General features: G+C 64.8%; 25 protein-coding genes and 1 pseudogene. 12 read left to right on the forward strand and 14 right to left on the reverse strand.

All coding sequences use genetic code 11. The features are described 5' to 3' along the window. The first annotated feature begins 88 nt into the window (after nucleotides 1–88). Nucleotides 89–1,165, forward strand: a complete 1,077-nt coding sequence (locus tag VAR608DRAFT_RS14395; RefSeq protein WP_231973511.1) for an HlyD family efflux transporter periplasmic adaptor subunit — start codon at nucleotides 89–91, stop codon at nucleotides 1,163–1,165. 158 nt (nucleotides 1,166–1,323) lie between these two features. Next, nucleotides 1,324–1,506, forward strand: a complete 183-nt coding sequence (locus VAR608DRAFT_RS37035; RefSeq protein ID WP_157730957.1) for a hypothetical protein — start codon at nucleotides 1,324–1,326, stop codon at nucleotides 1,504–1,506. A 237-nt stretch (nucleotides 1,507–1,743) separates the two neighbouring features. On the opposite strand, the gene VAR608DRAFT_RS14400 is transcribed toward VAR608DRAFT_RS37035, so the two are convergent. From VAR608DRAFT_RS14400 to VAR608DRAFT_RS14425, 6 genes are all read right to left on the reverse strand, one after another. Further along, a complete protein-coding gene (locus VAR608DRAFT_RS14400) occupies nucleotides 1,744–2,262 on the reverse strand; it encodes a hypothetical protein (protein WP_088954671.1) in 519 nt (172 codons plus the stop codon). 98 nt (nucleotides 2,263–2,360) lie between these two features. After that, the gene (locus tag VAR608DRAFT_RS14405) at nucleotides 2,361–2,732 is read right to left on the reverse strand and encodes a DUF2493 domain-containing protein (protein ID WP_088954672.1); all 372 of its coding nucleotides are present in this window, start codon (nucleotides 2,730–2,732) and stop codon (nucleotides 2,361–2,363) included. Nucleotides 2,733–3,121: 389 nt separating this feature from the next. Further along, a complete protein-coding gene (locus tag VAR608DRAFT_RS14410) occupies nucleotides 3,122–3,376 on the reverse strand; it encodes a hypothetical protein (RefSeq protein WP_088954673.1) in 255 nt (84 codons plus the stop codon). 393 nt (nucleotides 3,377–3,769) lie between these two features. Next, nucleotides 3,770–5,749 (reverse strand): PKD domain-containing protein, encoded by a 1,980-nt coding sequence (locus VAR608DRAFT_RS14415; protein WP_088954674.1) that lies wholly within the window; start codon nucleotides 5,747–5,749, stop codon nucleotides 3,770–3,772. Nucleotides 5,750–5,858: 109 nt separating this feature from the next. Further along, on the reverse strand, nucleotides 5,859–6,041 hold the full coding sequence (locus tag VAR608DRAFT_RS37615; protein ID WP_197700531.1) for a hypothetical protein: 183 nt from the start codon (nucleotides 6,039–6,041) through the stop codon (nucleotides 5,859–5,861). Nucleotides 6,042–6,617: 576 nt separating this feature from the next. After that, nucleotides 6,618–8,996 carry an adenylate/guanylate cyclase domain-containing protein gene (locus VAR608DRAFT_RS14425; RefSeq protein WP_088954676.1) on the reverse strand — a complete coding sequence of 793 codons (2,379 nt, stop codon included), beginning with the start codon at nucleotides 8,994–8,996 and terminating at the stop codon, nucleotides 6,618–6,620. A 137-nt stretch (nucleotides 8,997–9,133) separates the two neighbouring features. On the opposite strand from VAR608DRAFT_RS14425, the pseudogene VAR608DRAFT_RS38275 reads away from it, so the two are divergent. Continuing rightward, nucleotides 9,134–9,307, forward strand: a pseudogene (locus tag VAR608DRAFT_RS38275) (serine/threonine protein kinase); the annotation flags it as partial. A gap of 98 nt (nucleotides 9,308–9,405) precedes the next feature. Here VAR608DRAFT_RS38275 and VAR608DRAFT_RS14430 read toward each other — a convergent pair. Next, nucleotides 9,406–10,383: an ABC transporter substrate-binding protein gene (locus VAR608DRAFT_RS14430; RefSeq protein WP_088954677.1), complete on the reverse strand. Its 978-nt coding sequence runs from the start codon at nucleotides 10,381–10,383 to the stop codon at nucleotides 9,406–9,408. Between the two features lie 97 nt (nucleotides 10,384–10,480). Continuing rightward, the gene (locus VAR608DRAFT_RS14435; protein WP_331713034.1) at nucleotides 10,481–11,200 is read right to left on the reverse strand and encodes a serine hydrolase domain-containing protein; all 720 of its coding nucleotides are present in this window, start codon (nucleotides 11,198–11,200) and stop codon (nucleotides 10,481–10,483) included. Between the two features lie 337 nt (nucleotides 11,201–11,537). Between VAR608DRAFT_RS14435 and VAR608DRAFT_RS14440 the strand changes: the two genes are divergently transcribed. After that, nucleotides 11,538–12,638 carry a 6-carboxytetrahydropterin synthase gene (locus tag VAR608DRAFT_RS14440; RefSeq protein WP_088954678.1) on the forward strand — a complete coding sequence of 367 codons (1,101 nt, stop codon included), beginning with the start codon at nucleotides 11,538–11,540 and terminating at the stop codon, nucleotides 12,636–12,638. Nucleotide 12,639: 1 nt separating this feature from the next. Beyond that, nucleotides 12,640–13,275: a 7-carboxy-7-deazaguanine synthase gene (queE, locus tag VAR608DRAFT_RS14445; protein WP_088954679.1), complete on the forward strand. Its 636-nt coding sequence runs from the start codon at nucleotides 12,640–12,642 to the stop codon at nucleotides 13,273–13,275. Between the two features lie 14 nt (nucleotides 13,276–13,289). On the opposite strand, the gene merR is transcribed toward queE, so the two are convergent. Further along, a complete protein-coding gene (gene merR, locus VAR608DRAFT_RS14450; protein WP_088954680.1) occupies nucleotides 13,290–13,697 on the reverse strand; it encodes an Hg(II)-responsive transcriptional regulator in 408 nt (135 codons plus the stop codon). Between the two features lie 66 nt (nucleotides 13,698–13,763). On the opposite strand from merR, the gene VAR608DRAFT_RS14455 reads away from it, so the two are divergent. Both VAR608DRAFT_RS14455 and VAR608DRAFT_RS37990 read left to right on the forward strand, forming a co-directional pair. Beyond that, nucleotides 13,764–13,964 (forward strand): hypothetical protein, encoded by a 201-nt coding sequence (locus tag VAR608DRAFT_RS14455; RefSeq protein ID WP_088954681.1) that lies wholly within the window; start codon nucleotides 13,764–13,766, stop codon nucleotides 13,962–13,964. Beyond that, nucleotides 13,961–14,215, forward strand: a complete 255-nt coding sequence (locus VAR608DRAFT_RS37990; RefSeq protein WP_088954682.1) for a GDCCVxC domain-containing (seleno)protein — start codon at nucleotides 13,961–13,963, stop codon at nucleotides 14,213–14,215. Before VAR608DRAFT_RS14455 ends, VAR608DRAFT_RS37990 begins: the two co-directional genes overlap by 4 nt. Nucleotides 14,216–14,506: 291 nt before the next feature. Here the strand turns inward: VAR608DRAFT_RS37990 and VAR608DRAFT_RS14465 are convergent, their stop codons facing one another. The 4 genes from VAR608DRAFT_RS14465 to VAR608DRAFT_RS14480 all read right to left on the reverse strand — a co-directional run bounded on the left by VAR608DRAFT_RS14465 (nucleotide 14,507) and on the right by VAR608DRAFT_RS14480 (nucleotide 17,642). After that, nucleotides 14,507–15,277 (reverse strand): methyltransferase domain-containing protein, encoded by a 771-nt coding sequence (locus tag VAR608DRAFT_RS14465; protein ID WP_088954683.1) that lies wholly within the window; start codon nucleotides 15,275–15,277, stop codon nucleotides 14,507–14,509. A 182-nt stretch (nucleotides 15,278–15,459) separates the two neighbouring features. Further along, nucleotides 15,460–16,701: an MFS transporter gene (locus tag VAR608DRAFT_RS14470; RefSeq protein WP_088954684.1), complete on the reverse strand. Its 1,242-nt coding sequence runs from the start codon at nucleotides 16,699–16,701 to the stop codon at nucleotides 15,460–15,462. Between the two features lie 6 nt (nucleotides 16,702–16,707). Beyond that, complete coding sequence (locus tag VAR608DRAFT_RS14475; protein WP_443082951.1) at nucleotides 16,708–16,959, reverse strand: hypothetical protein; 252 nt, start codon at nucleotides 16,957–16,959, stop codon at nucleotides 16,708–16,710. Nucleotides 16,960–16,988: 29 nt separating this feature from the next. Beyond that, complete coding sequence (locus VAR608DRAFT_RS14480) at nucleotides 16,989–17,642, reverse strand: ArsR/SmtB family transcription factor (RefSeq protein WP_088954685.1); 654 nt, start codon at nucleotides 17,640–17,642, stop codon at nucleotides 16,989–16,991. Between VAR608DRAFT_RS14480 and VAR608DRAFT_RS14485 the strand changes: the two genes are divergently transcribed. After that, on the forward strand, nucleotides 17,622–18,443 hold the full coding sequence (locus tag VAR608DRAFT_RS14485; protein WP_088954686.1) for an ATP-binding protein: 822 nt from the start codon (nucleotides 17,622–17,624) through the stop codon (nucleotides 18,441–18,443). The genes VAR608DRAFT_RS14480 and VAR608DRAFT_RS14485 overlap by 21 nt on opposite strands. A gap of 32 nt (nucleotides 18,444–18,475) precedes the next feature. On the opposite strand, the gene VAR608DRAFT_RS14490 is transcribed toward VAR608DRAFT_RS14485, so the two are convergent. Then, nucleotides 18,476–18,940 carry a hypothetical protein gene (locus tag VAR608DRAFT_RS14490; protein WP_157730961.1) on the reverse strand — a complete coding sequence of 155 codons (465 nt, stop codon included), beginning with the start codon at nucleotides 18,938–18,940 and terminating at the stop codon, nucleotides 18,476–18,478. A 254-nt stretch (nucleotides 18,941–19,194) separates the two neighbouring features. Between VAR608DRAFT_RS14490 and VAR608DRAFT_RS14495 the strand changes: the two genes are divergently transcribed. Genes VAR608DRAFT_RS14495 through VAR608DRAFT_RS14510 form a run of 4 tightly spaced genes read left to right on the forward strand, consistent with a single transcriptional unit; the run spans nucleotide 19,195 to nucleotide 23,338 of the window. Beyond that, a complete protein-coding gene (locus tag VAR608DRAFT_RS14495) occupies nucleotides 19,195–20,676 on the forward strand; it encodes a DUF4331 domain-containing protein (RefSeq protein WP_088958790.1) in 1,482 nt (493 codons plus the stop codon). Nucleotides 20,677–20,686: 10 nt separating this feature from the next. Continuing rightward, entirely contained in the window at nucleotides 20,687–20,974 is a 288-nt protein-coding gene (locus VAR608DRAFT_RS14500; RefSeq protein WP_088954688.1) for a hypothetical protein, read from the forward strand. Between the two features lie 32 nt (nucleotides 20,975–21,006). Then, nucleotides 21,007–22,194 (forward strand): hypothetical protein, encoded by a 1,188-nt coding sequence (locus VAR608DRAFT_RS14505; RefSeq protein WP_231973513.1) that lies wholly within the window; start codon nucleotides 21,007–21,009, stop codon nucleotides 22,192–22,194. Next, entirely contained in the window at nucleotides 22,181–23,338 is a 1,158-nt protein-coding gene (locus VAR608DRAFT_RS14510) for a HupE/UreJ family protein (RefSeq protein WP_088954690.1), read from the forward strand. Before VAR608DRAFT_RS14505 ends, VAR608DRAFT_RS14510 begins: the two co-directional genes overlap by 14 nt. The last annotated feature ends 6 nt before the right edge of the window (nucleotides 23,339–23,344 follow it).

Consider the following 23,344-nt stretch of genomic DNA (forward strand, 5'->3'; position numbering starts at 1 on the left):
CTCGATCAACTCCAATAACGGCAGAGTCCCCACCTGCACCACCACCGGGTCGTTAGCCTTCACGGAACAGGTCCTGTTCGCGGGACTCGTGGCGCGGCTCGACGCGGAGCAGACCCTGGCGCGCGCGATCACTTTCCCGCCGGACGTGGTCGAGACTGCGGCGGTCGACCCACGGCTGGCCGAGCAGATAGACAAGGAACGCGCGCTGTTCGAGGCGCGACGCGATGTATTGGTGGGACAAGTGCAGTTACTTCGTTCGCGGCGCGAAAAGGTCGCGGAGGAAATCGTCGCGCTGCGCGCTCAGATCGTGCAGGCGAGCGAATCGATGAAATTTCGGAAAAGCGATCTTGAGACCAACAAGAAGCTGCTCAGGGACGGCTTCATCTCGGCCGCCCGCATCGCCCAACTGGAAAGCGCTGTCGCCGACTACGGCGTGAAGATCGAGGAACGACGCGCAGAGCTGGCGCGCGCCCAGCAGCGCGCGGTCGATGCCGATCTGCGCATCCGCTCGTTGGAGAGGGACTATCGCCAGCAAGCGAGCGACCAGCGGAAAGCCACAGCGGCGCGGCTTTCCGAGATCGAGCAGGAGCGGCGCAAGTCGCTCGACGCCTCCGCGCGCCGGGTGATCACGGCGCCGGCCAGCGGTGAAATCATCGACCTCAAGTATTCGACGCCCGGCGCGGTGATCCCGCCGCGCGAGACGATCGCGGACATCGTTCCCGAGGGCGCCGGCCTGCTCATCGAGGCACGCGTGCGGACCGAGGACATCAACCGTGTCCGGCGTGAGCAGCCGGCGGACGTCCGGCTCACGGCCTTCCAGTACCGCACGACGCATCTCGTGCATGGGTCATTTATGTCTCGGGTGACCGCCTGGTGGAGCGGGCCAGCAACATCCCCTACTACTCGGTGCTCGTCGAGGCCGATCCGGCTTCCCTGTCGGACGCCGGAGACCTCAAGCTTCTGGCGGGCCTGCCCGCGGAGGTCTACGTCACGGGAGAGACGCGGACCGCGCTTCAGTATTTCCTGGAGCCGATCCTTCAGGTCCTGCGCCGCTCCATGCGGGAGCGTTGATTGCCGGATGTCGCGGCCACTGGCCTTGCCCGCGCGGGGGTGCCAAACCTGCGGCGAACTCTCGCGTGCAGCGCAGGAGTTATGTCATGCCTGACGTAGCAAAAAGCCGGGAATTCAGTCCTCCCCAAGTAAGGGCATGCCGTTCATGACTGCGTTTGCTTGTATGCCTACATTGGGTCCCCAAGAAAGGCCCGGCGCTCGAATTGACGAGGCCCGGCCTGTCGATGAAAGAGAGAAACTTCGGAGATACGTATGCAATTTGTCGTCCTTCTTGTCAGCTTACTTGCGACGGCGGCATTGGTCGTTGCCTTTGGCTGGCCTGTGCTGCTTGCAGGCTTTGTCCTTGCATTAGGCGCATTTCTTCTCTCCACTGCCGACACTGAAACAGGGGAGTCGTCGCACGACAAGGAACGGGGCCAACTCAGGTCGCAATAGGCATGACTATCTGGCCGGTTACCGATGTGTCCTCACGAGAAATCGGTGCTGCAAGCAGGTTGGTCGTCAGCGAGCATGGGCATGCGTCACCAGCCAGCGTACAAGTACGCTTTGAGCCAAAGCCGCCCCCGCGCAGTGCTAATGTTGCGCCGTCGGCATCTGCGCTCCATGCATCGACTTCAAATTCTCGCGAGAGCGACGGTAATTTGCACACGAACTTCCGGGCAGGCATGCACTTCAGATTCCTTTCTTGGTCGAACCGGAGAGCAGGCGTCCGATCTGTTTCCCGAGTCCTGCCAGGCGGCCTCTGACAGTGGCCGCGGCCGCTTTGCGAGATCGGTGCACTTCGCGTTCGTCGCGTAGAGCGGCATTGAAGACCTTGAGGCCTTCCGGGTTGCGCTTCCAGACCCCGCTGACCGTGAAATTTCCCCGACTTGAGGGCTCCAGGTTGGGGATGATGCTGATGGGATCTGCGCCGATCCGATGCAGGAGCCGGGCACGTTCCCTCGCCACCTTGAGGAGGTCGTCGCGCCTTTCAACGGGCGAGCTCAAAGAGACCCTGATCGTTGCCACTGCCGGGAAATGCTCGGCCAAGAATGCGACTACCTCGACGAGCACCAGACTCCTTGTCACCAAGTGGGGCCACTTTGGGGCGGCCGAGGGCACGAAGCGGTCGAGGTGAACCGTGTGCCCACCGGGTGATACGGTCACTGCCCCGATGGTCCCGACATGTGTCTCGCCATCGTAGATGTGCATGGGATTCCCGAGTCGGTACGGAGCAGACCCGGGCCCTGTGATACTGAGCTCGGCGAAGGTCGGCAATTGCCCTTCAGCAAGCGGGGAGGGAATGCGGTTCAAACAGCCCCTACCTGACCCGAGAGCCGCCAGGTCTTCGGCGCAGGCACAAGCGCTGCCGAAGCAATCGTGACCATGTGTGCGGTCGCGCGACCACCCTTGAATGCAACAGCGAGCTCCGGCCGACCCTCGCGCAGCATCTGAGCGTTTCTGATCGGCTCAGCACGGTGCTGATAACGATCCCAGTCTGCGCGATACGTGGCAACCTCGATACCTCTTGCCAAGGCCCATCGGCGCGCCAGATTGTCTGCGCCGGTCGCACCGCCTTCGATCAGCAGCGTGACGGGTCGACGTGCATGAAGGCGGTCAAGAACGCTGACGATGAACGCCCAGTCATCGTAGCGATGTCCACCACAGACAAGTACTCTCATGCTTATCGGTTAAAGCTGTCCACGGAGAACGCCCAGGTCCGCATGCAGGCATGCGTGCCCATGACGTTCAGACGGTCCTTGCATCCTTTCTTCCTGCTAATGGAATCCCAAGAACAGCAAACCCCGCCGAAGCGGGGTTGGGTGCGGTTGCAGTGACTAATGTTCTATCGATGATACCGTCCGGTGACGTGGGTGCGCTTCAGAATTCAATTTGCCGCATCGTGGCCCAGGGCGATACCCCAGCGCAGCAGATACCAGCGCCATTTCGATACCGCATGAAACGACCGGGTCGTGCCCTCGCGGCTGCAGGGTGACCCAGTCGCTCGTCCAAGCCAAGCCAACGAAAGCGAGGACGGCCGAAATCGCAAACAACCAAGGCCCTGACCTCTTCATCGTGAGCGCTCCAGAGCTTCCATGTCCAGGTCATCGATCTCCGAGGACATCGCCTGCCTGACGACAGCCTCGATCGTGTGGCTCGTGATGTTGACCGGAAAACCGCCGGTGAGCGCATGCCACTCCCCGCGAGCCAGCGCAATGCGTCCGCTCCGCGCCCCTTGGCTGTCCTCGGCAAGCGAGTACTTCACCTGGTAGACCACGCGGCGGCCGGTGCCAGCCTGCGTAGTTGCTCCTCCAATCTCCAGCATTGCAATCTCCTTTGCGCGATTCGCTTGTTCTGGCGAACAAGATGGCAAGATGGTCCATATTTGCCAGCGTGCTTTCTCTGCAAGCACGGTGCGGCGGTGGCCTCATGCTTGTGTCTATCGATAGGCGGTCATGGTCATGCCGCGCTTGCCAAGGTCACGTCGTTCCTCCTCGAATGTCTCCGAGAAATAGCCGAAGATCCTGAACCTATCCTGAGGAAGGCTTGGTCGGACGAAAAGGTCCTTGTGGACGAGTTGCACAGCGAGGAAGGCGGGGTTCGTTCGCGGATAGACCCCTTGTTCCGAGCGTGGCGTGACGCCGACCGAAAATCAATGGATCAACGTCGCGTGGCGCCGGTGGTCACCGGCCCCGCGCGGACTCGCGGAAGACCCAGGCTAGCGCTTGACCTGGATCATCACGGAGCTGGCCACGCTCGTGAGCTGCCCATCGCTGACGACGAGTTGCACCACGTAGTTCCCACGGACGTCGGGGACGAAGGTCGGCGCGACAGTCGTGGCACCCGTCATCGTCGCCGTGCTCTTCTTCGGCTTCGATTTGAACTTCCACGTGTACGTGACCGCGGTTCCGTTCGGGTCGTAGCTCTTTGAGCCATCCAACGTGACGGTCTGGCCGATTGCACTGCGCTGACGCGGTCCGGCCTTCGCGACAGGCGCCAGGTTGACGTTCGGGTCGCCGGCGGTCACGACGACGTTGTCGGGGGCACTCGAGAGCATGCCGTCGGACACGACGAGTTCGACGACATAGACGCCCGCCACGTCGGGCGTCAGCGTTGCGGTCGCGTTGCTCGGATTGACTGGCGCGGCCACGCTGCCGGCCGGGCGGCTGACGAGCGTCCACGAATAGGTCAGCGCGTCGCCATTCGCATCGCTGCTTAGCGTGCCGCTGAGGGCTACCGCCGTGCCAACGACCGTCGACACGTCATCGCCCGCGCTGGCCACCGGCGCCACGTTACCCAGCGCTGCGGTCACCGTCACCGATGCCTGCGTCGTGCTGTAGGCCTTGCCATCGCCGACGACGAGCCCGATCACGTAGACCCCCGGCACATCGGCCACGAAGGTCGGCGCAGGATCGTCGGCCACGCCATCGATGTAGGAGAGCTGAGCCGTGCTGCCTGCCGGCTTGGAGGTGATGCTCCAGCTGTAGGAAAGAAGGTCACCGTCGGCATCCGAGCTGCCGCTGCCGTCGAGTTCAACGGTTGCGCCGACCAGCACGTTCTGATTGGGGCCCGCCACCGCAATGGGGGCATTGTTCTTGTTCACCGGGCTCACGGTAACGACCACCTGGTCGGCGACGCTCTTCGCATTCAAGCTGTCGGTGACCACGAGCGATGCAATGTACGTCCCGGCCTGGTCAGGTGTCAGCGAAGGACGCGGCGACGAGGCGTCGACGATGGCTGCCGTGCTGTTCGCCGGCTTGGAATCCAGCGTCCACATGTAGGTGATCGGGTCGCCGTCGGGATCCGAGCTGGCGCTGCCATCCAACGTGACGACGGTGCCCATGGGCACGTTCTGATCGATCCCGGCGTCAGCCGTCGGCGCGCGGTTCGAGCCGCTCGCGACCGCAGTCAACCGCACGGTGGCCTGCGCGCTCGCCAACGCACCGTCATTGACCACCAGGCCGAACGTGTAGTCGCCCGCAGCGTCGGGCACGAAGCGCGCGAACGCCTGCGTGGGATCGGTCACCGTGGCCGTGCTTCCGCTCGGCCGCGCGATTACCGACCACGCATAGGTCAGGGCGTCGCCGTTGAGGTCGGAGCTGGCCGAGCCGTCGAGCACTCCGGTTTCGCCGATTTGCAGGGAGCGGTCGAACCCGGCGTTGGCCACGGGCGCGACATTGACGGCACGCAAAGTGGCCGAGGTCGCACTGCTGTCGACCTTGCCGTCGTTGACCACAAGGGTTACGACGTAGTCGCCGGGCACGTCCGGTGTGAGGTTCACCATGGCGCCTGCGCTGGCGTCCAGTGCCGCGGCGCTGCCCTCAGGGCGCGATGCCAGCGTCCAAAGGTAGCTCAAGGCATCGCCATCGGCATCCGCACTGGCCGTGCCGTCGAACGTCACGGCGAGCTTCACGGGGGCTTCGGCGCCGCTTGACATGCTCACCGCGGCAACTGGGCCGACGTTGCCGGTCCCGGCCCCACTGTCGCTCGCGCTTCTGGTCGCGCTCACCGAGGCGTCCGGGCCGACGTTGCCAGTCCCGGCCCCACTGTCGCTCGCGCTTCTGGTCGCGCTCACAGCGCCGGTCGCGCCGATCGCGCCTGTCGCGCCGCCACCCCCGCCACAGCCAGCAAGCGCCAAGACGCACAGCGAAGCCGCGGCCAGCAAGTTGATCGAGCGCCCGTCTATTGATCGACCCATGTCTCACTCCTTGTGTCTAAGTGATGCAAGTGTGAACTAATGTTTCCAAAAATCGCTAGCCGTCGCAAGGTCGAACTCTCACGCAATGTGAAAAAGTTGCACTAAATGCTTACTCGGCCGTCATCGGGCTCATCCTGAGCATTGCCAGGCCTGGAAGAGGCCGCCGCGCGCCGGGGTTGGCGCATCCAGCACTCGCGCACCCGCGTGACCAGCTCCTCCACTGCTGCGCGCCGGGATCGAGCACGCCGTAGTGCGCCGCCGCGTTGCGCGTATAGCCGGTGGTGAGCAACACCCGAAGTCCTGGACGACGGCGCAGGGCTTCTTCGGCCAGCTTGCGCCCATTCACCTCGGGCAACAGCAGCGCAACGTCGGGATGCGCGTCCTGCGGCGTGCGCTTGCCGATGTGGCTGGGTCTTCCAACGGCCGTGCCATTGGCGCGGCAAGCGCAGCCCTGGTGGACGCAGTTCCGCTTTCAGCTTTTTCTTGAGCTTCCGCCACTTGCAGCACGCCCTTAGGTCTGCACTCGCGACCATCGATCCGCTTTCTCGAACGCACAACATGGCCGCATGCAGGCAGGAATCGCGTTCGTTCGAACTTCGGCAATGGGCACCGAGCGGCCGACCCACCGGTCGTGCAAGGACAGCCTTGTGAAGGACGGCTCCTGGCATTCTGCATGTCGCGCAAGCCGGCCCGGCAGGGCCCACAAGAGCCATTCGCATACACCATCAAACAACCATCGCTTCTCTCAAAGCTCGTGGTCGGGGCGTGAGAAGCGAAGGAAACTGCGGGTGGTGACGATGCGGCGTCGAACTGGGCCGACTCTTGGTGATGGTCGTCTGTCAACCCGCGGTGGACTGTGCATCCTTCCTTACCAGTCCTCGACGTTCAGTGTGGTTTCGGGAAGGCCAGCGACCTCCCAAGCCTCTCGCCCGCCTCGGTACCAGTAGACATGGGCGTAGCCGAGATTCACCAATCGCAACGCTAGGTTATACCCGTCGAAGCGCTCAGCGTTGTAGCCGACCACCACGATCGGTCGTTCCAGCGAACTTCCCGTCAGATCGAGGAACTTGCGGCGCAGATGCTCTTCGGCCGAATCTCCGAAGGTTCCGCCCGAACCGGCGTGCTTCAGACCGATGGCCCCGGGAATGGACCGACCTGCGGGGTGTGTGACGGTGTCGACTACCACGGGCCGATATTTCTGAAGCAGCGCGGGCAACTCTGACGTTCGCACCGTGGTCGCTCCAGGTACTGTCGTCGGCGTCCACCCGGCCAGTGTCCCGTTGAGTTCCCTCTTCGCCGGAACATTGAAATCAGCTTCCTCATCTGCGTGGTCTCGCAGGCCGGCAAGACGCGCTCCCACCCAGTACTTGTCCTGCACCCACGCCACGAACGCGGGGCTGGCGAAGTTCTCTGGAGCGTTCGAACGTACGGTCGAGAACGGCCAGAGCTTATTGGCCGTCGCAAGGGCCTCGCGTGCGTCGTCGATATGCCCGGCCAACGCGTGCGCTACCGCTTTGGTGCGATATCGGGCCGAACGCACTGGAGTGGGCGCTTCGGGATTGGCAGCAAGCGAGCGCTCGGCCCAGTCGACGGCTTCGTCATAGCGTCCGACCTGCAGAAGTGCGAACGACTTGAATCCGTAGAGTTGGAAGATGCTGGGGCTACGCGGATTGAGCCGGATCGCAGAGTCGTACAGCGCGATGGCCTCGTCGGCGTGACCGGTGTAGCGCTTGGCCGTGGCGAGCAGCTCGTAGCCGCCGGCATTGTTCGGATAGGCCTCGATCAGGCGCGTGGCGGCGGCGGCCGTTTCTTCCCATTGATCATGGGCCTGGTGCAGCAGCGCCACGTTCTCCAGGACAGCCTCCGCATTTGGCGAGATCGCACGGGCCTGCTTCACCAGCGCGTCGGCTCGGGCGAGTTCGTCGGCGGTGACCCATTGCCCGAGAAAGCCCAGGCTTTGGTTGATGATGGTGTTGGCAATGCCCAGCATGGCAATCGTCGATGACGGATCGAGCTGGAGCGCACTCTCGTACAGCTCGCGCATGTGGTGCTCCCGTTGCCGGCTGGGTGGCTGGGCGTGCAAGGCCCACGCCCGCAAAATGAGATCGAATGCGTCGGGGTTGGTGGGCCGCTCGCGTGAGCTTCGCGCGCTTTCGAGGTCGACAATCTTGACGTTGAGCGTCGTGGCGATGCGGCGCACGATGTCTTCCTGGCCCTGGCCTTGAGCCAGTTCCTTGATAGCGAGATCGAAGCGATCGGACCAGAGGTGGGCGCCGCTTTCAGTGGCGATCAGCTGGACGTTGACGCGCAGCACATCATCGATTTTCCGCAGGCTTCCCTCGACGGCGTACCGCACGCCGAGTTCTGCCCCCACTTTCTTGACATCGATGGGGCGGCCCTTGTAGCCAAAGGCGGAAGTGCGTGCGATCACGAAGGTGCCGGGCATGCTTGCCAGATCGGTCGTGAGGTCCTCGGTGAGGCCGTCAGCGTAGTACTCCTGACTGGTATCGCCGCTCAAGTTCTCGAAGGGGAGCACCACGAGCGACAAGCGCGGCGCGCCTTGGGTGGCGGGGTCGGGGAATGTGCCCGGCGCCATCCGAGGCACCGACGACTGCCAGAGAACGCTAGCCACCACAAGTAGGAGCGCCAGCAATACCAGCGCTTGTCGGTGCCGCCAGCGCGCCGCGAGGCGGTGCGCAGCATGCACGACTCGGGACGCGGGCGAGACTTGCCCAGGCTCGGTCCGTACCCGGTAGACCCGCACGGGTTCGGCGATGTTCTTGACCGATTGCGATCCAAGGTCCTCGTAGTCCAGTGCAAGCTTGTTCTTGACATGGTCGAACGCGGTCCCCGAGATGCAGAGCTCGCCCGCCTCTGCAAGGCTCTCCAATCGAGCTGCAATGTTGACGCAGTCGCCGTAGATGCGTTGCCCTTCCTCGATGACATCGCCGAGATTGATACCAATGCGGAACTCCATCCGACGATGAAGAGGCAGGACGGCGTTTCGGACGCGCAACTCGCGCTGGATGGCGACCGCGCACCGTACCGCCTCCACTACGCTCGCGAACTCTGCCAGCAGGTTGTCTCCTGGGGAGTCCACGACGCGACCCTGGTGCTCCTGGATGAGGGCGGCCATGAGAGTACGGCACGCCGTGAGGGTCTGGACGGTCCCGATTTCGTCCTCACCCATGAGCCGGCTGTAGCCCTTGGCATCCGAGCTGAGGATCGCCGCCAGTTTGCGCTCCATCGTAAGCTCCCACCTCGAACGATTGGTCGGGCCGGCGGCCCGAACTGCCCGGTTGTGCAGCCTAGCATGATCAGGCAGCGTGCACTACGCGCCGCCCCCGAGGAGTTCTCGGTTTAGGTCTGGGAGTCCCAACCGCGGAGCCGCTGCGCACGCTGCGGCTGATCCACTACAGCGCATGGCTGGCACGGCGCTGGGAGGACCCGATCTTCCCGATCAACTTCCCGTGGTTCGGCACCAGCGACTATTGGAAGGGGCAGATCCAGATGCTGCAGGACCAGTACGAGGCGATGGCCGAAGAGCCTCTGTACGCCCGACCCGATTCAAGTCGCGCGCGAGCCAGCTCCGATGGGCAATCCCCACCCGCAATGGCGTCAAGAGCTTGCTTCTGCGCAGCAAATCGTTCTTCGATTCATGGGATCACCTCATCAGCACGAAGCAGCAGCGACTTCGGGACAGTGATTCCGAGTGCCTTCGCAGTCTTGAGATTGATCACCAGCTCGAACTTGGTTGGCTGTTCCACAGGAAGCTCGCCGGGCTTCGCGCCCTTGAAGATCCTGTCGATGAAGCTTGCATACCGGAAATAGAGGTCGGGATAGTTCACCGCGTAGGCTACCAATCCCCCGGCTTCGACGAACTCGCGGGCGGGCCAGGCGGCAGGCAGCGTATTGCGGGCCGCCAAGTCGAGGATCATTTGCTGGTGCATCTGGGTAAGACCGTCTGCCCCGATGACAAGCGCGTCGACATGCTGTCGAACTGCAAACTCGAATGCGCGGCTTAGATCGCCTTGGTTCCGCACGTCAAGAAGCTCAGCGTGGAGACCTAGCGCGCGGGCCGCCCTCTTCGTCTCGTCCCATTCGGGTGGAGCCGCTGGATTGCCCATGTTGTGAAGCAACGCAACGCGCGAAAGATTCGGAACCATCTCCTTGATGAGTTCAATCCGTTTCGCTGTCAGCTCGGTGCTGAAGGTCGTCACCCCCGTGATATTCCCCCCCGGGTGGGCGAAGCTTGTCACGATGGCACGCGGGTCGCCCATCGTCGCCATAAGCAATGGAATTGTTCCGGTCGCGTCTTTGGCCGCCATTGCGGCAGGGGTCCCCCTGGTTACGATCAGATCGACCTTGAGACGCACCAGTTCGGATGCGAGGTCCGGGAACCGCTCGGCACGGCCTTCTGCCGATCGATATTCAATGATCAGGTTGCGCCCTTCGACGTAACCGAGATCCCGCAGTCCCTTACGCAGGGCGTCGAGATTGGCGGCGTTCTGTGCGGCAGGAATCGACTCCAGAAGCCCGATGCGATAGATCTTCCCCACTTGTTGCGCGCGCGCGGCAAGCGGCATGGCGACCAGAACACCCGCAATACCACCGATGAACGTCCGCCGGTCCATCACGGAAGAACCTCGTTGACGATAGAACGTTGGAACATACCACGCCTGCCGCCGAGGCTACACGCCCGCGGACGGGTGACCAGGTCTGCTCGCGAACTCAACCCCGAGGCAAAGTGGCCCGAAGAACGTCCCAGAAGACGCTGTACTGCACCCGGAACGCTTGCGGGCTGTAGTCTTGGTAGTACCCCGCAGTCACCACGACAACCAGATCGAGTTCCGGGACGATGCGAATCGACTGGCCCCCTCGACCCAGTGCCCCAATCCACGGGACCTCGCGCCGACCAACCCGGGATCGGCCGAGCCACCAGAGGTATCCATAAAGCTGATCGTCCGTCGCCTCGATCTTCGGTGCCGTCGAAGTTTCGATCCAGTCTTTGGAAACGATCTGGCGTTCGCCCCAGCGTCCGCCCGCCAGGACGAGTTGGCCAATCTTGGCCATTTCGCGCGAACGCAAGCGCAATCCGCCTCCTGCGTCGGTGTCCCCTCGGTATCGGTTCCAGCCTCCGCCGGAAATGCCCAGAGGCTCAAAGAGATTCGCACGCGCGAATTCGTCGAGGGGGTGTCCCGTGGCTTTGCGAACGACGGCCGACACGAGGGCGAGCGCGCCGGTGCTGTAGTGAAATGCTTGTCCCGCCGGCGAAATCAGCGCACGACTGAGGACGTAACGACACGGATCATGCGCCAAGCGCATGCGCACCTCATCGTTGGCAAAGCCTCCAGTTGCCGGAGCAGCCTCGATCCACTCGAGCCCCATCGTCATATTGAGAGCATGCAGCAGCAAGAGGCGGTCTTTCTCCGGGGTGCGCAAATCCGACAACTCAGAAGTACCGCTCGAACACCAGCTTTCCTTCGTGGACGACCAGAACCGAATGAATGTTGGCCCCCGAAGCCGTGAGCCGATCAGTCATGCGACAAAGCGCACCGCCGTCAACGACCTTGTCCTCGTCGATTGCGGTGACCGCCCAGCCATCGTTCCGATCACTCGGAAAACCACAGGCCTCAGGCGTGTCCGCGTAGGCTGGCAACCCGCCGAGAGATGCAAGCGCAGTCCGATACTGCCGCAGCTTACCGTCTGGGGCGGAGCGTCCGCAATTGGCCCCAACTGCGCCACCCGATCTTCGGCCTATACTGCCCGCTCCGCCCACAGGTTTCGCATGTCTTCCCCGATCCGTACGCTCTTCACGGCGGCATTGACCTTCGAATCCGCCTGTCACGTTGACGTGCTACCGGCCGGTCACCGCTCGCGCCGCCTGCACGGTCACAGCTATCTCGCAAAGCTGCGCTGTGCACTGCCGCCGGATTGGGCGGCGTTTCCCGGCGGCGAGGTGGAGCGCCTGCGCGACAGCCTGGCGGCACAGGTGGCGCGCCTCGACTACCGGCTGCTGAACGAGGTGGTGACGCAGCCCACCGACGAGAACCTGGCGCGCTGGATCCGCGCGCACGTCGATGCGCCGGGCATCGAGCAGGTGGGCATCCAGAGCACGGCGCACGAAGGCGTTGACCTCGACGCCGCCGGCCATGCGCATGTCTGGCGACGCTTCGCGTTCCAGTCCGCGCACCGCCTGCCGCAGGTGCGACCGGGCCATAAGTGCGGCCGCATGCACGGCCACGGCTTTGAGGTCATCGTGCATGCCGACCAGGATATCGGCAAGAGCGACCTGGCCATCGACTACGACCGACTCGAAGCGTTGTGGGCTCCGCTTTCAGCGCAGCTCGACCATGCGTGCCTGAATGACGTGCCCGGCCTCGAGAATCCCACGAGCGAGCTGCTCTCGAGCTGGCTGTGGAAGCGCCTCGAGCCTGCGCTGCCCGCGCTCTCGTGGGTCACGGTCTACGAGACCGGCTCGTCGGGCGCCCACTACGACGGCACGCGCTACCGCATCTGGAAGGAATTCTCGCTGGACAGCGCGCTGCAGCTCAGGCGCGCGCCACAGGGCAGCGTCTTGCGGCGCATCCATGGCCACACCTACGTGTTGCGCCTGCACCTGTCGGCGCCGCTGGACACGGTGATGGGATGGACCATGGACTTCGGCGACGTGAAGGAGCTCTTCTCGCCGATCTTCGATATGCTGGACCACCGGCCGCTGCACGAGACTGCCGAGCTCGAGGACTGCGACACCGCGAGCCTCGCACGCTGGATACTCGGCAAGGCGCGCGAGGTGCTGCCAGCACTGGACCGCGTCGACCTCTACGAGACCCGCGGGTGCGGCGCGATCGTGTTGGCCGGCGATGAAGGACCGGCGCTGCCGGTGTGAGATGAAGTACTCGGTGAAGGAGATCTTCTACACGCTGCAAGGCGAGGGTGGCCAGGCCGGCCGCGCGGCGGTCTTCTGCCGCTTCGCCGGCTGCAACCTGTGGACCGGCCGCGAGGCCGATCGCGCGGGCGCCGTGTGCACCTTTTGCGATACCGATTTCGTGGGCACCGATGGCCCGGGCGGCGGCCAGTTCGAGACGCCCGCCAAGTTGGCGCAGGCAGTGGCGAGCCGGTGGCCGACGGGGCAGCGCGGTCGTCCTCTCGTCGTGTGCACGGGCGGCGAGCCGCTCCTGCAACTCGACGGGCCGTTGATCGAAGCGTTCCAAGCCGCGGGCTTCGAGGTGGCGATCGAAACCAACGGCACTCGGCCCGCTCCGTCCGGCATCGACTGGATCTGCGTGAGCCCCAAGGCGAACGCCCCGCTCTTGCTGACACGCGGCAATGAGCTGAAGCTCGTCTATCCGCAGCCGCTCGCGATGCCCGAGCGCTTCGCCGACCTCGCTTTCGATCACTTCTTCCTGCAGCCGATGGACGGTCCCGACAAGGCCCGCAACACGCAGCTCGCCGTCGAATACTGCTTGGCACATCCGCAGTGGCGTCTGTCGATCCAGACCCACAAGATCGTCGGCATCCCGTAACCCGCGTGTTCCCGCTATTGTTCCTGCATTGCGGCGATCAATGGGCAAGACATTGCGCGCTGGCTCGTACAGCAGTCTTTGATCAAAGCGGACAGGACCGCCTCGATGCGATGCAGATCGGCCAGTTTGGCACGGACATCGGCGAGTTTCTGTTCCCCGAGCTGGCGCGCCTGATCGCAATGCGTGCCGTCGTCCAGCGCGAGCAAACCAGCAACCTCGTCGAGGCTGAAGCCGAGGCGCTGGGCGGACTTGATGAATCGGACTCGCGCCACATCGTCTCTGCCGTAGCGACGGATGCCGCCGTATGGCTTCTCTGGCTCCGCCAGCAGCCCCTTGCGCTGATAGAACCGAATGGTCTCCAAGTTGACACCGGCCGCCTCGGCGAAGGCTCCGATTCTCAAAGTGTTGGCCTGCTGTTCCATGTCGCTTGACTCCGTACTTGAGTACGGGAGTATTGTGGACCAATGGAAGCGACAAGGAATCGACCGATGGCATGGATCACGCGCGCTGCGGACAAGGCTGGCGCCCTCGGCACGATTGTCTCCGCCGCCTCGTGTCCGGCTTGCTTTCCGGCGCTTGCGGGCCTCGGCACGGCGATGGGTCTGGAATTCCTCGCCGGGCATGAAGACCTCTTCATTGACAAGCGCTGCAACTCGGCCGACTGCGAGACCCGGCAGGTGCGACCATGACGCAAGAGCCGAACCTGAGCCATGCCGTGATTCTCGACTCGGTGCTCACCTGCCCGCACTGCGGCCACGCGAAACGCGAACAGATGCCCGTCGACGCATGCCAGTTCTTCTATGAATGCGAGAGCTGCAAGAATCTGCTGCGCCCCAACCCCGGCGATTGCTGCGTTTTCTGTTCATTCGGCTCTGTGAAATGCCCGCCCATGCAGTTGCAGAAATCGTGTTGCGGTCGACTCTCGCGGGTACCTGGATGAGATGATTTGATGACAGACCCTATTACCGTCGGATCAGCATTGAGTGCCGGCGGCTTCCTCGTGCTCTCCGTTTGGAAAAGGCGTCGCCTGCGTTGGATCGCAATCGTTCTTCTGGTCGTGACACTTGGTTGGATATGGATACGGAGCAGATGAGCATCGTCTGCCCTGCGAGTTCGACTTGTGCAGAACACGCGGCGCGCTATTCGATCCGGTAGGTCCTGGCAGACAAGCTTGGGGGACGGGGAGCACTGGCTCCGTGGCTCCCGACTCTCAATTGCCGGCCGGGCAAGCTCAGACCTTGTCCGCGCGCAACGAGACGCTCTTGACACCGAACTTCTTCGCCGCGCCCTGCGCGTTGTCGGACAGGAAGCGGTACTGTTCATTCACCTGCTCGGCAACGACTCGCAGGCCGGCAGCCGCGATCGCGTCGCGATAGCGCCCGGCCTGCCAGGCGCCGCCTATGCAGGCTGCCCACAGCGTCGTGTTGCAGGTGATGGTCTCGGGCAGTTGCACGTCGGTCACGATGTCGGCCAGGGCCAGCTTGCCGCCCGGGCGCAGCAGCCGCGCGATCTCGCGGAACACCTGCGGCTTATCCGCTGCCAGGTTGATCACGCCATTGCTGATCACCACGTCGAAACTGCCGTCCTCGAACGGCGCGGCATCGATGTAGCCCCTGACGTAGGTGACGTTGCGCACGTCGTGCCGCCGACGCAACGCCTCGGCCTTGGCGCGCTGCGAGTCGGTCATGTCCAGGCCGATCACCGTGCCCGTGGGGCCCGTGTGCAGGCTGGCGACGAATGTGTCCATGCCCGAGCCGCTGCCCAGATCGAGCACTCGCGCGCCCTCGATGTCGTCCAGCAAGTTGAAGTAGTAGCCGACGCCGGCGAAGGAATCGATGGACTCGGCCGGAATGCGGTCCAGGTCCCCGGCCCGGTAGCCCAGGCGCAGCGCCAGCGCACGACCCATCTCAAAGTGGAACTCGCCATGCGGGTTCTCGGCGACGTCGCGATACATCGCCTTGACCTTGTCCTCAAGCTCCGCGCGATTGACTTGTGCTGACATGATGCTTCTCCAGCCTCAGAGACTTCGGGTCGGACGAAATCCAGGCGATGCGTTCCCTAACACCGGATTGAGATACAGCGTTTTCAGTATAGATTTCATCGAACCGAATACCAATTGGGCGGCGCCGGATTGCCCGCGGACTCACGAGGACGGCGACAGCGAGGCCGGTTCATGTGGCGTCTTCATGTGTGTTCTTTGACCAGGGTTTCGTTCATGCGCACGGCCGTGATCGCGCCGGACAGGAAGGTCAATCCGGCCACCAGCCAGATGGCCGCGACCAGTCCGAATGCGTCGGCGGTGACGCCGGCGATCAAGGCTCCGATCGCGTAGCCGAGATCACGCCAGAGCCGGTAGACACCGACCGCAGAGGCGCGCCAGGAGGGGTGGGCGACGTCGCCGATTGCAGCAAGCAGGGTTGGATACACCATGGCGGTGCCAAGGCCCAACAGAACACCTCCGGCGGCAAAGGCGCTGAAGCCGCTGGCCTGCGCCGTCAGGCCGATGCCTGCCGCCTGCACCCACATGCCCCAGGCGATCAGCCACTTGCGCCCCAATCGGTCGGACAGCACGCCGGTGAAGACCTGCCCCACGCCCCAGACGGCCGGATAGATCGCCGCCAGGACGCCGATGCGCTCCAGGCTCAGGCCCGCCGCGGCGAACACCAGCGGGAACAGGCCCCATGCCATGCCGTCATTCAGGTTGTTCACGAGGCCCACCTGGCTGATGCTCGACAGGTTCGGATCCGTCAGCGAGGTGCGCTTGAAGATTTCGGCCTGGCTCGGGCCGCCGGCGGCCGCATGCGGCTTTTGCCTCGCTTCGTGCTGCGCGTGGTGCCGTGTCTCGCGCACTGCCAGCCACGACAGCAGCCCGCCCGCGGCGACATAGCCCACGCCCAGGTAGAACGGCTGCGGCCGCAACCCGTACTGCGCCGCGATCCAGCCCGTGGCGAGCGCGCTGGCGGCCACCGCGAGGTAGCCAGAAAACTCGTTGAGCCCCATTGCCAGGCCGCGCTGCTTCGGTCCCACGAGGTCGATCTTCATGATGACCGTCGTGGACCACGTGAGGCCCTGGCTGACGCCGAGCAGGACGTTGGCTGCGACGATCCATTCCCAGCTGCCCGCCCACATCAGAACGAAGGGCACAGGCACGGCGACGCACCAGCCCGCCACCAGCACCTGCTTGCGGCCGAAGCGATCCGACAATCGGCCGGCGGCGTAGTTGGTCAACGCCTTGGTCAGACCGAAGACGACGATGAAGGACAGGATCGCCGCGCGCGCTGCAACGTGGAATTCGTGCTCGGCGATCGCCGGCAGGATGCTGCGCTCCAAGCCCACCATCGCGCCGACGAAAGCGTTCACGAGCACCAGCAGCGAAAACTGGCCCAGGTTCTCGCGCAGGCCGAGCCGCAGCGTGGTCCCATGCATGGATGTTCAGCGCGCCTGTCCGAGGTTGTCGCGGACGATCGTCCGCATCTCCGCGGGCCAAGGCGGGATGCTCGCGACCAGGGCGTCCACGAACGCGTCGCGCGACATGGAGAGCAGCGGGTTGAATCGGCGCTCAAAGCCGATCGTCGATCCCGGTTTGCCGGACAGGCCTGCTCCTGCGATCGCCTTGCCAAGGCCGCCGCAGCCGAACAAGTACGAAAGCGTCGCGTTGGCCGCGTCGCGTTGGCGAAAGAACATCACCCTCTCCTTTGTGAGCTACCCACGGATCACTCCTCGATCGGTAGTCCTCGTGCACGCCACTCGGCCACGCCGTCGGTGAGGTGCATGGCCCGGTAGCCCCTCTTGCGCAGCAGCTCCACCGCGTCCTTGGCCATCAGGCAGAACGGGCCGCGGCAGTAGGCCACTACCGGTAACTCCTTGGGAACTTCCTTGAGCCGCTTCTTCAGCTCGTCCAGCGGCAGCGAGCGCGCGTGCGGCAGATGGGCCGACGCATATTCCTCTGCAGGCCGCACGTCCAGTACCAGCACTTCGCCGCTGGCGGCCTTCTTCAGGATGGACCGCCGGTCCATTCCCTGCAGATCGTCGCCGTGCGCCACGATGTTGGCCAAGGCCACCTGCAGCTCCACGAGCCGCTCCTCGGCCTGGCTGCGCAGCGCGACCCAGAGGTCTGCGACGCCGGTGTCGGCGAGCCGGTACCGCACGTACTTGCCGTCCTTTCGAGCCTCGACCAGGCGCGCAAGGCGCAGCTCCTTCAGATGGGCGCTGGCCAGCTTGACGCTGATCTCGGCCTGCGCCGCCAGCGTCTCGACGGTCTTTTCGCCCTGGCACAGCAACTCGATCAGTTCCAGCCGCTTCGGGCTGGCCAGCGCGCGCCCGATGCGGGCGACCTGCTCATAGAGATGGCTCTTCAGCTGTGTCATGCGGTTATTCTATTGATTGTTAGATTGAAGTGCATGCCCTTCATATTCGACCCTTCAACGTTCGCGTCGGAGTTGCAGCCCTGGATCCACCAGTTCAACTCCCTGCTCGAACGGGTCGAGGACGCCTACGCCCAACTCGAGGCCTTCAATGCGGATGTGGCCCACGAGCTGCGCACGCCGCTGTCGAACATGATCGCTCAGGCCGAGATCGTGCTCAGTCACTCCCGCTCCGTCGACGCGCTTCAGGATGCCCTGGGCTCTCAACTCGAAGAGGCGCAGCGTCTGTCCGGCATCGTCACGGACATGCTCTTTCTTTCAAAGGCGCACCGAGGCGCAAGCGCCCGCCGATCGGGGCCTGTTCGTGTGGCCGAGCAAGTCGCGGCGGTCGCGGAGTTTCACGAGGGCGGGCTCGAGAATGCGCAACTCGCGCTGCGCGTCGAAGGCGATGCGGAACTGGAACTCGACGCCGGACTGCTTCGCCGGGCCCTGTCGAACCTCGTGAGCAACGCCATCCGCTATGCAGAGCCGAAGAGTCTGATTCGCGTGTTGATCCAGCCGCAGGACGGGGGCGTTCGCATTGCGGTCGAGAACCGGGGCGCCTCGATCGCCGCGGACGCGATGCCGCATCTGTTCGAGCGCTTCTATCGCGCCGACCGGTCTCGAAGCGGCTCCTCGAGCCATCACGGTCTGGGCCTCGCGATCGTGGCGGCCATTGCGCGCATGCACGACGGGACCACCTTCGCGGAATCCGCGCATGGCGTGACCCGGATCGGACTCGTGCTGGCCGGGCCAGCCGAATAGTGCCAACGCGTGCGCAGAATGGAGCCGTCGCGTCAGCGAACCAGCGCGCCTGCGGTGCCCGTCTGCGGTGCCTCGGCGCTCGCGCCCGCATTGCGCAATTCAGCGTAGGCTTGCGCGGCCTGACGGTAGGCCGGACGCGAGGGATCGGCACCCGCTTCGCCGAACTGAACGGAAGCGAGACCCGACTTGATCCAGTTCATCGTGTCGGCCTGGACGGCGGCGCGTGTGTTCTCCTGCACTTGAACGACCGCGCGAGGGTTCCCCTCCGGGTATCCGATCGTCGGTGCGGACGCCATCCAGGCACGGGTTTCGGCGGCCACGGCAGAGGGCGAGGCGCTCGAGCTGAGCGCAACGGGCCTCGGATCGCCTTCGGCGTAATTGCCAGCAAAGGCCGGGGCAGCGGCAGCAGCGAGAACCAGGGAAGCGATGGGCAGTCGGAGCGCAGACATTTGCATTTTTGATCCTTTGTAGCGGTGGTTGGCTGGCGCCGCGTTCATTGGCGGCGTGCTGAGACTTTAAAAAGCCAGACCATCAGATTCAGGACGACCCGATTACAGTTTTGTCATCAGGCACTGTTCGCCAGCGGCGCTGCGAACGAACCCAGCGCCGACTTGTTTCGAACGGCAAGACCTCGACCTCCTGGCGCTGAATCCAACTGGAGGTTTGCCGCGTACCCATGCTGCACGCGCTCCAGCGTGTGTTCCAGGCCCTATGCGTTCTTCAGAAACACTCCACTTTCGAGGTGAAGCCGATGAGACTCTACAAACCGCCCCTCCGGGGAAGTGCCCTTGCCGTTTGCGCGGTCGCAGCCGCGAGTGCCTTCGCTTCCAGCCACCGCGAGGCGCCTTCCATCGCGGGAATGCCGAAAGTCGACGGCACGGACTTCTACATGTTTCGCAGCTACGAGCCCGGCCGCCAGGACTACGTGACGCTGATCGCCAACTACCAGCCCGACCAGAGTCCGTACGGCGGCCCCAACTATTTCGTGATGGATCCTGACGCGCTCTACGAGATCCACATCGACAACGACGGCGACGCGGTCGAGGACCTGAGCTTCCAGTTCCGCTTCCAGAACACGCTGCGCGACATCCAGTTGCCGATCTCGGACAAAGCGGTTTCGATTCCGCTGGTTCAGGACGGCGTCATTTCCGCGCCGAATCAGCCAACCAGCAACCTGCGCGAGACCTTCACGCTCAGCGTCGTGCGCGGCGACCGTCGCGCGGGCAGGTCGACGCCGGTCATGAACCCGGCCGGCGGGACGACCTTCGACAAGCCCACCGACAACATCGGCGACAAGACCTTCGGCGGCCCCGGCGGCTATGCCGCCTACGCTGCCCAGCACCTCTACACGGTGAGCCTCCCGGACTGTGCAGCGCCGGCGCGCGTCTTCGTCGGACAACGCAAGGATCCCTTCACCGTGGCGCTCGGACAGGTCTTCGACCTGATCAATCTCAATCCCCTGGGTTCGACCAACGCCAACCCCGATGCGCTGGCCGGCAAGAACGTGACCACGCTGGCTCTCGAAGTGCCAACTGCCTGCCTGACGGCAGGCAGTCCGATCATCGGAGGCTGGACCACGGCCAGCGTTCGCCAGGGGCGCCTGATCGCCAACAAGCCGAAGAGCGGATACCAGACGACGGCGTTGAACGGCGGCCCGTGGGCGCAGGTCTCCCGCCTTGGGATGCCCCTCGTCAACGAGGTGGTGATCGGCCTCAAGGACAAGGACAGGTTCAACAGTTCCAAGCCGAAGGACGACGGGCAGTTCGCGGAGTACGTCACCAACCCGACGCTCCCTGCGCTGATCCAGACACTGTTCCCGTCCGCGGCGGCGCCGACGAACTTTCCCCGGACGGACCTGGTCGCAGCCTTCCTCACGGGCATCGACGGCGTCAACAAGCCGGCGAACGTGAAGGCGTCGGAGATGCTGAGGCTGAACACCAGCGTCGCGCCCACCCTCAAGGCCAATCAGAGCAACCTCGGGGTGCTGGGCGGCGACAACGCGGGCTTCCCCAACGGGCGCCGGCCGGGAGACGACGTGGTCGATGCCGAATTGCGTGTCGCGATGGGCGCGCTGTGCGTGGCAACGGGTCCCACCGACGCGCTGAAGGTGGGCTGCAAGCCGGCCGATGCACCCGCCGGCGGCGCGCCGCTGACGGATGGGGCCCTGCAGAGCCCGGCACAGTTCCCGGACGCATTCCCCTACCTGAACACGCCGCTTCCGGGCGCGCAATGAGGAGGCCGTCATGAATCGAAAGATCCATCGGGTCGCCTCGACCTTGCTGATGGCCGTCATCCTCGCCGGATGCGGCGGCGGAGGGAGCGATGGAGGCTTTGCCGTGCCTGTCGTCGCGACCACCACATCGCCTCCGGCGACCGCGACACCTCCGGCGCAGGCGAGCGCGCTCGACAAGTTCCTCGCATTCGTGAAGGACATGGTCGCGTCCTCCTCCTCCTCCGCCGAGCCCGCCGACGTGTCGGCCTTCGATCCGCCGCCGAGATCGGAGACCGCCGAACCTGTCGCGGCGCAGTGATGAAACCGGCTGCCGCGCTACGGCGACATGCAATGCGCGCGCTCGCAGCCGCATGCGTCGCGGCCGGCATCGGCGGCGCGGGCCACGCGACGCCGCGCGTGCCCGCGAACGACGACGTCATCGTCGAAAGCCTCCCGTCCGTCGCCGGCTGGACGGCCGAGGAACGCCGACTGAGGCGCGAACTCGCGCTGCGGCCACGCGACGAGGCCACGGCGATCGCAGCGGCGCAGGACTACCTGGAGATCGCGCGCTCGCAAGGGGACGCGCGCTATGCGGGCTACGCGCTGGGCGCACTGCAGGCGTGGGATGCGGCGTCGCCCGACACGCCACCCGGCGTCCTCGTCATGCGTGCCACGGTCATGCAGTTCCTGCACGACTTCGCCGGTGCGGAAGCCGCGTTGAAGACAGCCCTGGCCCGGCAGCCCGGCAACGCCCAGGCCTGGATCACGCTGGCCACCATTGCGCGCGTGCGCGGGCGCTATCTCGAGTCCGACGTTGCCTGCCGCGCATTGGGCCGGGTCGGCGCCGCGCTCTACGGCGTGGCGTGCCTGGCCGAGAACGCCGGGCTGCGCGGCGACCACGACGGTGCGCGCACTGCGCTCAATGCCCTCCTGGCCGATCCGGCAGTTCAGGGCACGGCGCAGGCCGGCACGCGGCAATGGCTGCTGACAACCCTGGCCGAGGTGGAGGAGCTTGCAGGCCGCGCGTCCGAAGCCGAGGCCGCCTACCGTCAAGCGATCCAGGCCAAGCCTTCGGGCTATGTGCTGCTGGCGTACAGCGACTTCCTCCAGCGGACCGGCCGTCCGGATCGGATTGCCGCCTTGCTCGGGCACGAGGCGCGCAGCGACGCCGTCCTGCTGCGACTGGCCATTGCCGCGCGCTCCGCCGCCGGCAATGCCGAAGGCGCTTCGCAGCAGCTTCCATCGGCCCGCACGTACAGCGATGAACTGCAGGCGCGCTTCGAATCGGCCGCGCTGCGTCCGGGCGCGACAGTGCCGCATGCGCGGGAAGAGGCGCTCTTCGCGCTGGACGTGAAGGGCGACGCCAGGCGCGCGCTCGAACTCGCGCGCCTGGATGTCGAACTGCAACGCGAACCGATCGACCTGCTGCTCTTCGCGCGCGCGGCCGTTGCGGCGAATGACGACGAGGCGCGACGCCAGGTGAAGCGCCTGATGCAGCAGACCGGACTCAAGGACGCACGTGTCGATGCCGTTCTTTGACGCCTCCGCCCTGCGCCCGCGACGCGTGCTGTGGCAAGCCGTGTGGGCAGCCGCGCTGTGCCTGCTCGCCCTGACCGCGAACGCGCACAAGGCGAGCGACGCCTACCTGCTTCTGGAGCGGGACGGCGACTCGCTCCTCATACGTTGGGACATCGCGCTGCGCGATCTCGACGCGATGCTGGACCTCGATCGCAACGGCGACCGCAAGCTGAGCTGGGGGGAAGTCCGCGCGAAGATGGACGAGATCCAGGTCTATGCGACTTCGCACCTGCGCCTGCAGGGCGGGCAATGCCGCCTCGCGCAGGCGCAGCCACCCGCCGTCGAGGACCGGATCGATGGCGCCTATCTGGTCCTGCAGATGCAGGCGCGCTGCAACAGCGGCGCGGCGCTGGAGATCGACTACCGGCTGTTCCGCGAAATCGACCCTACACATCGCGGCCTGCTGCGCATCGAGACGGCTGGCGCCGCGGCACCCGTGCTGCGGTCGCTCGATCCGGCGGGCGGCCCGGTGTCGCTCGAATTGCCCGGGGCCTCTCTCGCGCCCAGCTTCTTCAGGGACGGCACCCATCACATCCTGATCGGCTACGACCACGTGCTGTTCCTCATCTGCCTGCTGCTGCCCGTCGTGCTGCGCCGCGGGGCAGGCCAATGGCAACCGGTGCTGAACTGGCGGGACGCCGTGTGGCCGATGCTCGGCATGGTGACCATGTTCACGATGGCGCACTCGATGACCCTCGCGCTGGCGGGCCTGAAGCTCGTGACGCTCTCGCCGCGCGTCGTCGAACCGGGCATCGCGCTCACCATCATGGTTGCCGCGATCGACAACATCCATCCGGTGTTGCGCGGCCGGCGCAAGCTCTTTTGCTTCCTGTTCGGGCTGATCCATGGCTTCGGGTTCGCCGGCGTTCTGTCCGAGCTCGACCTGCCCGTGAGCGGCTTCATGGTCGCGTTGCTGCAGTTCAATCTCGGTGTCGAAGCCGGCCAGCTCCTGATCGTCATGATTGCGCTGACGCTCCTCGTCGCGCTTCGCAAGTGGCCAGGCTATCCGCGCCTCATCCTGGGCTCGGGCTCCGCGTTCGCCGCGGTGATTGCCGGCCTCTGGTTCTGCGAACGCGTCTTCGACGTTCAACTGCTTCCGGTCTAGGTGCCA

Origin of the sequence: Variovorax sp. HW608 (assembly GCF_900090195.1) — a bacterium.
Classification (GTDB): Bacteria; Pseudomonadota; Gammaproteobacteria; order Burkholderiales; family Burkholderiaceae_C; genus Variovorax.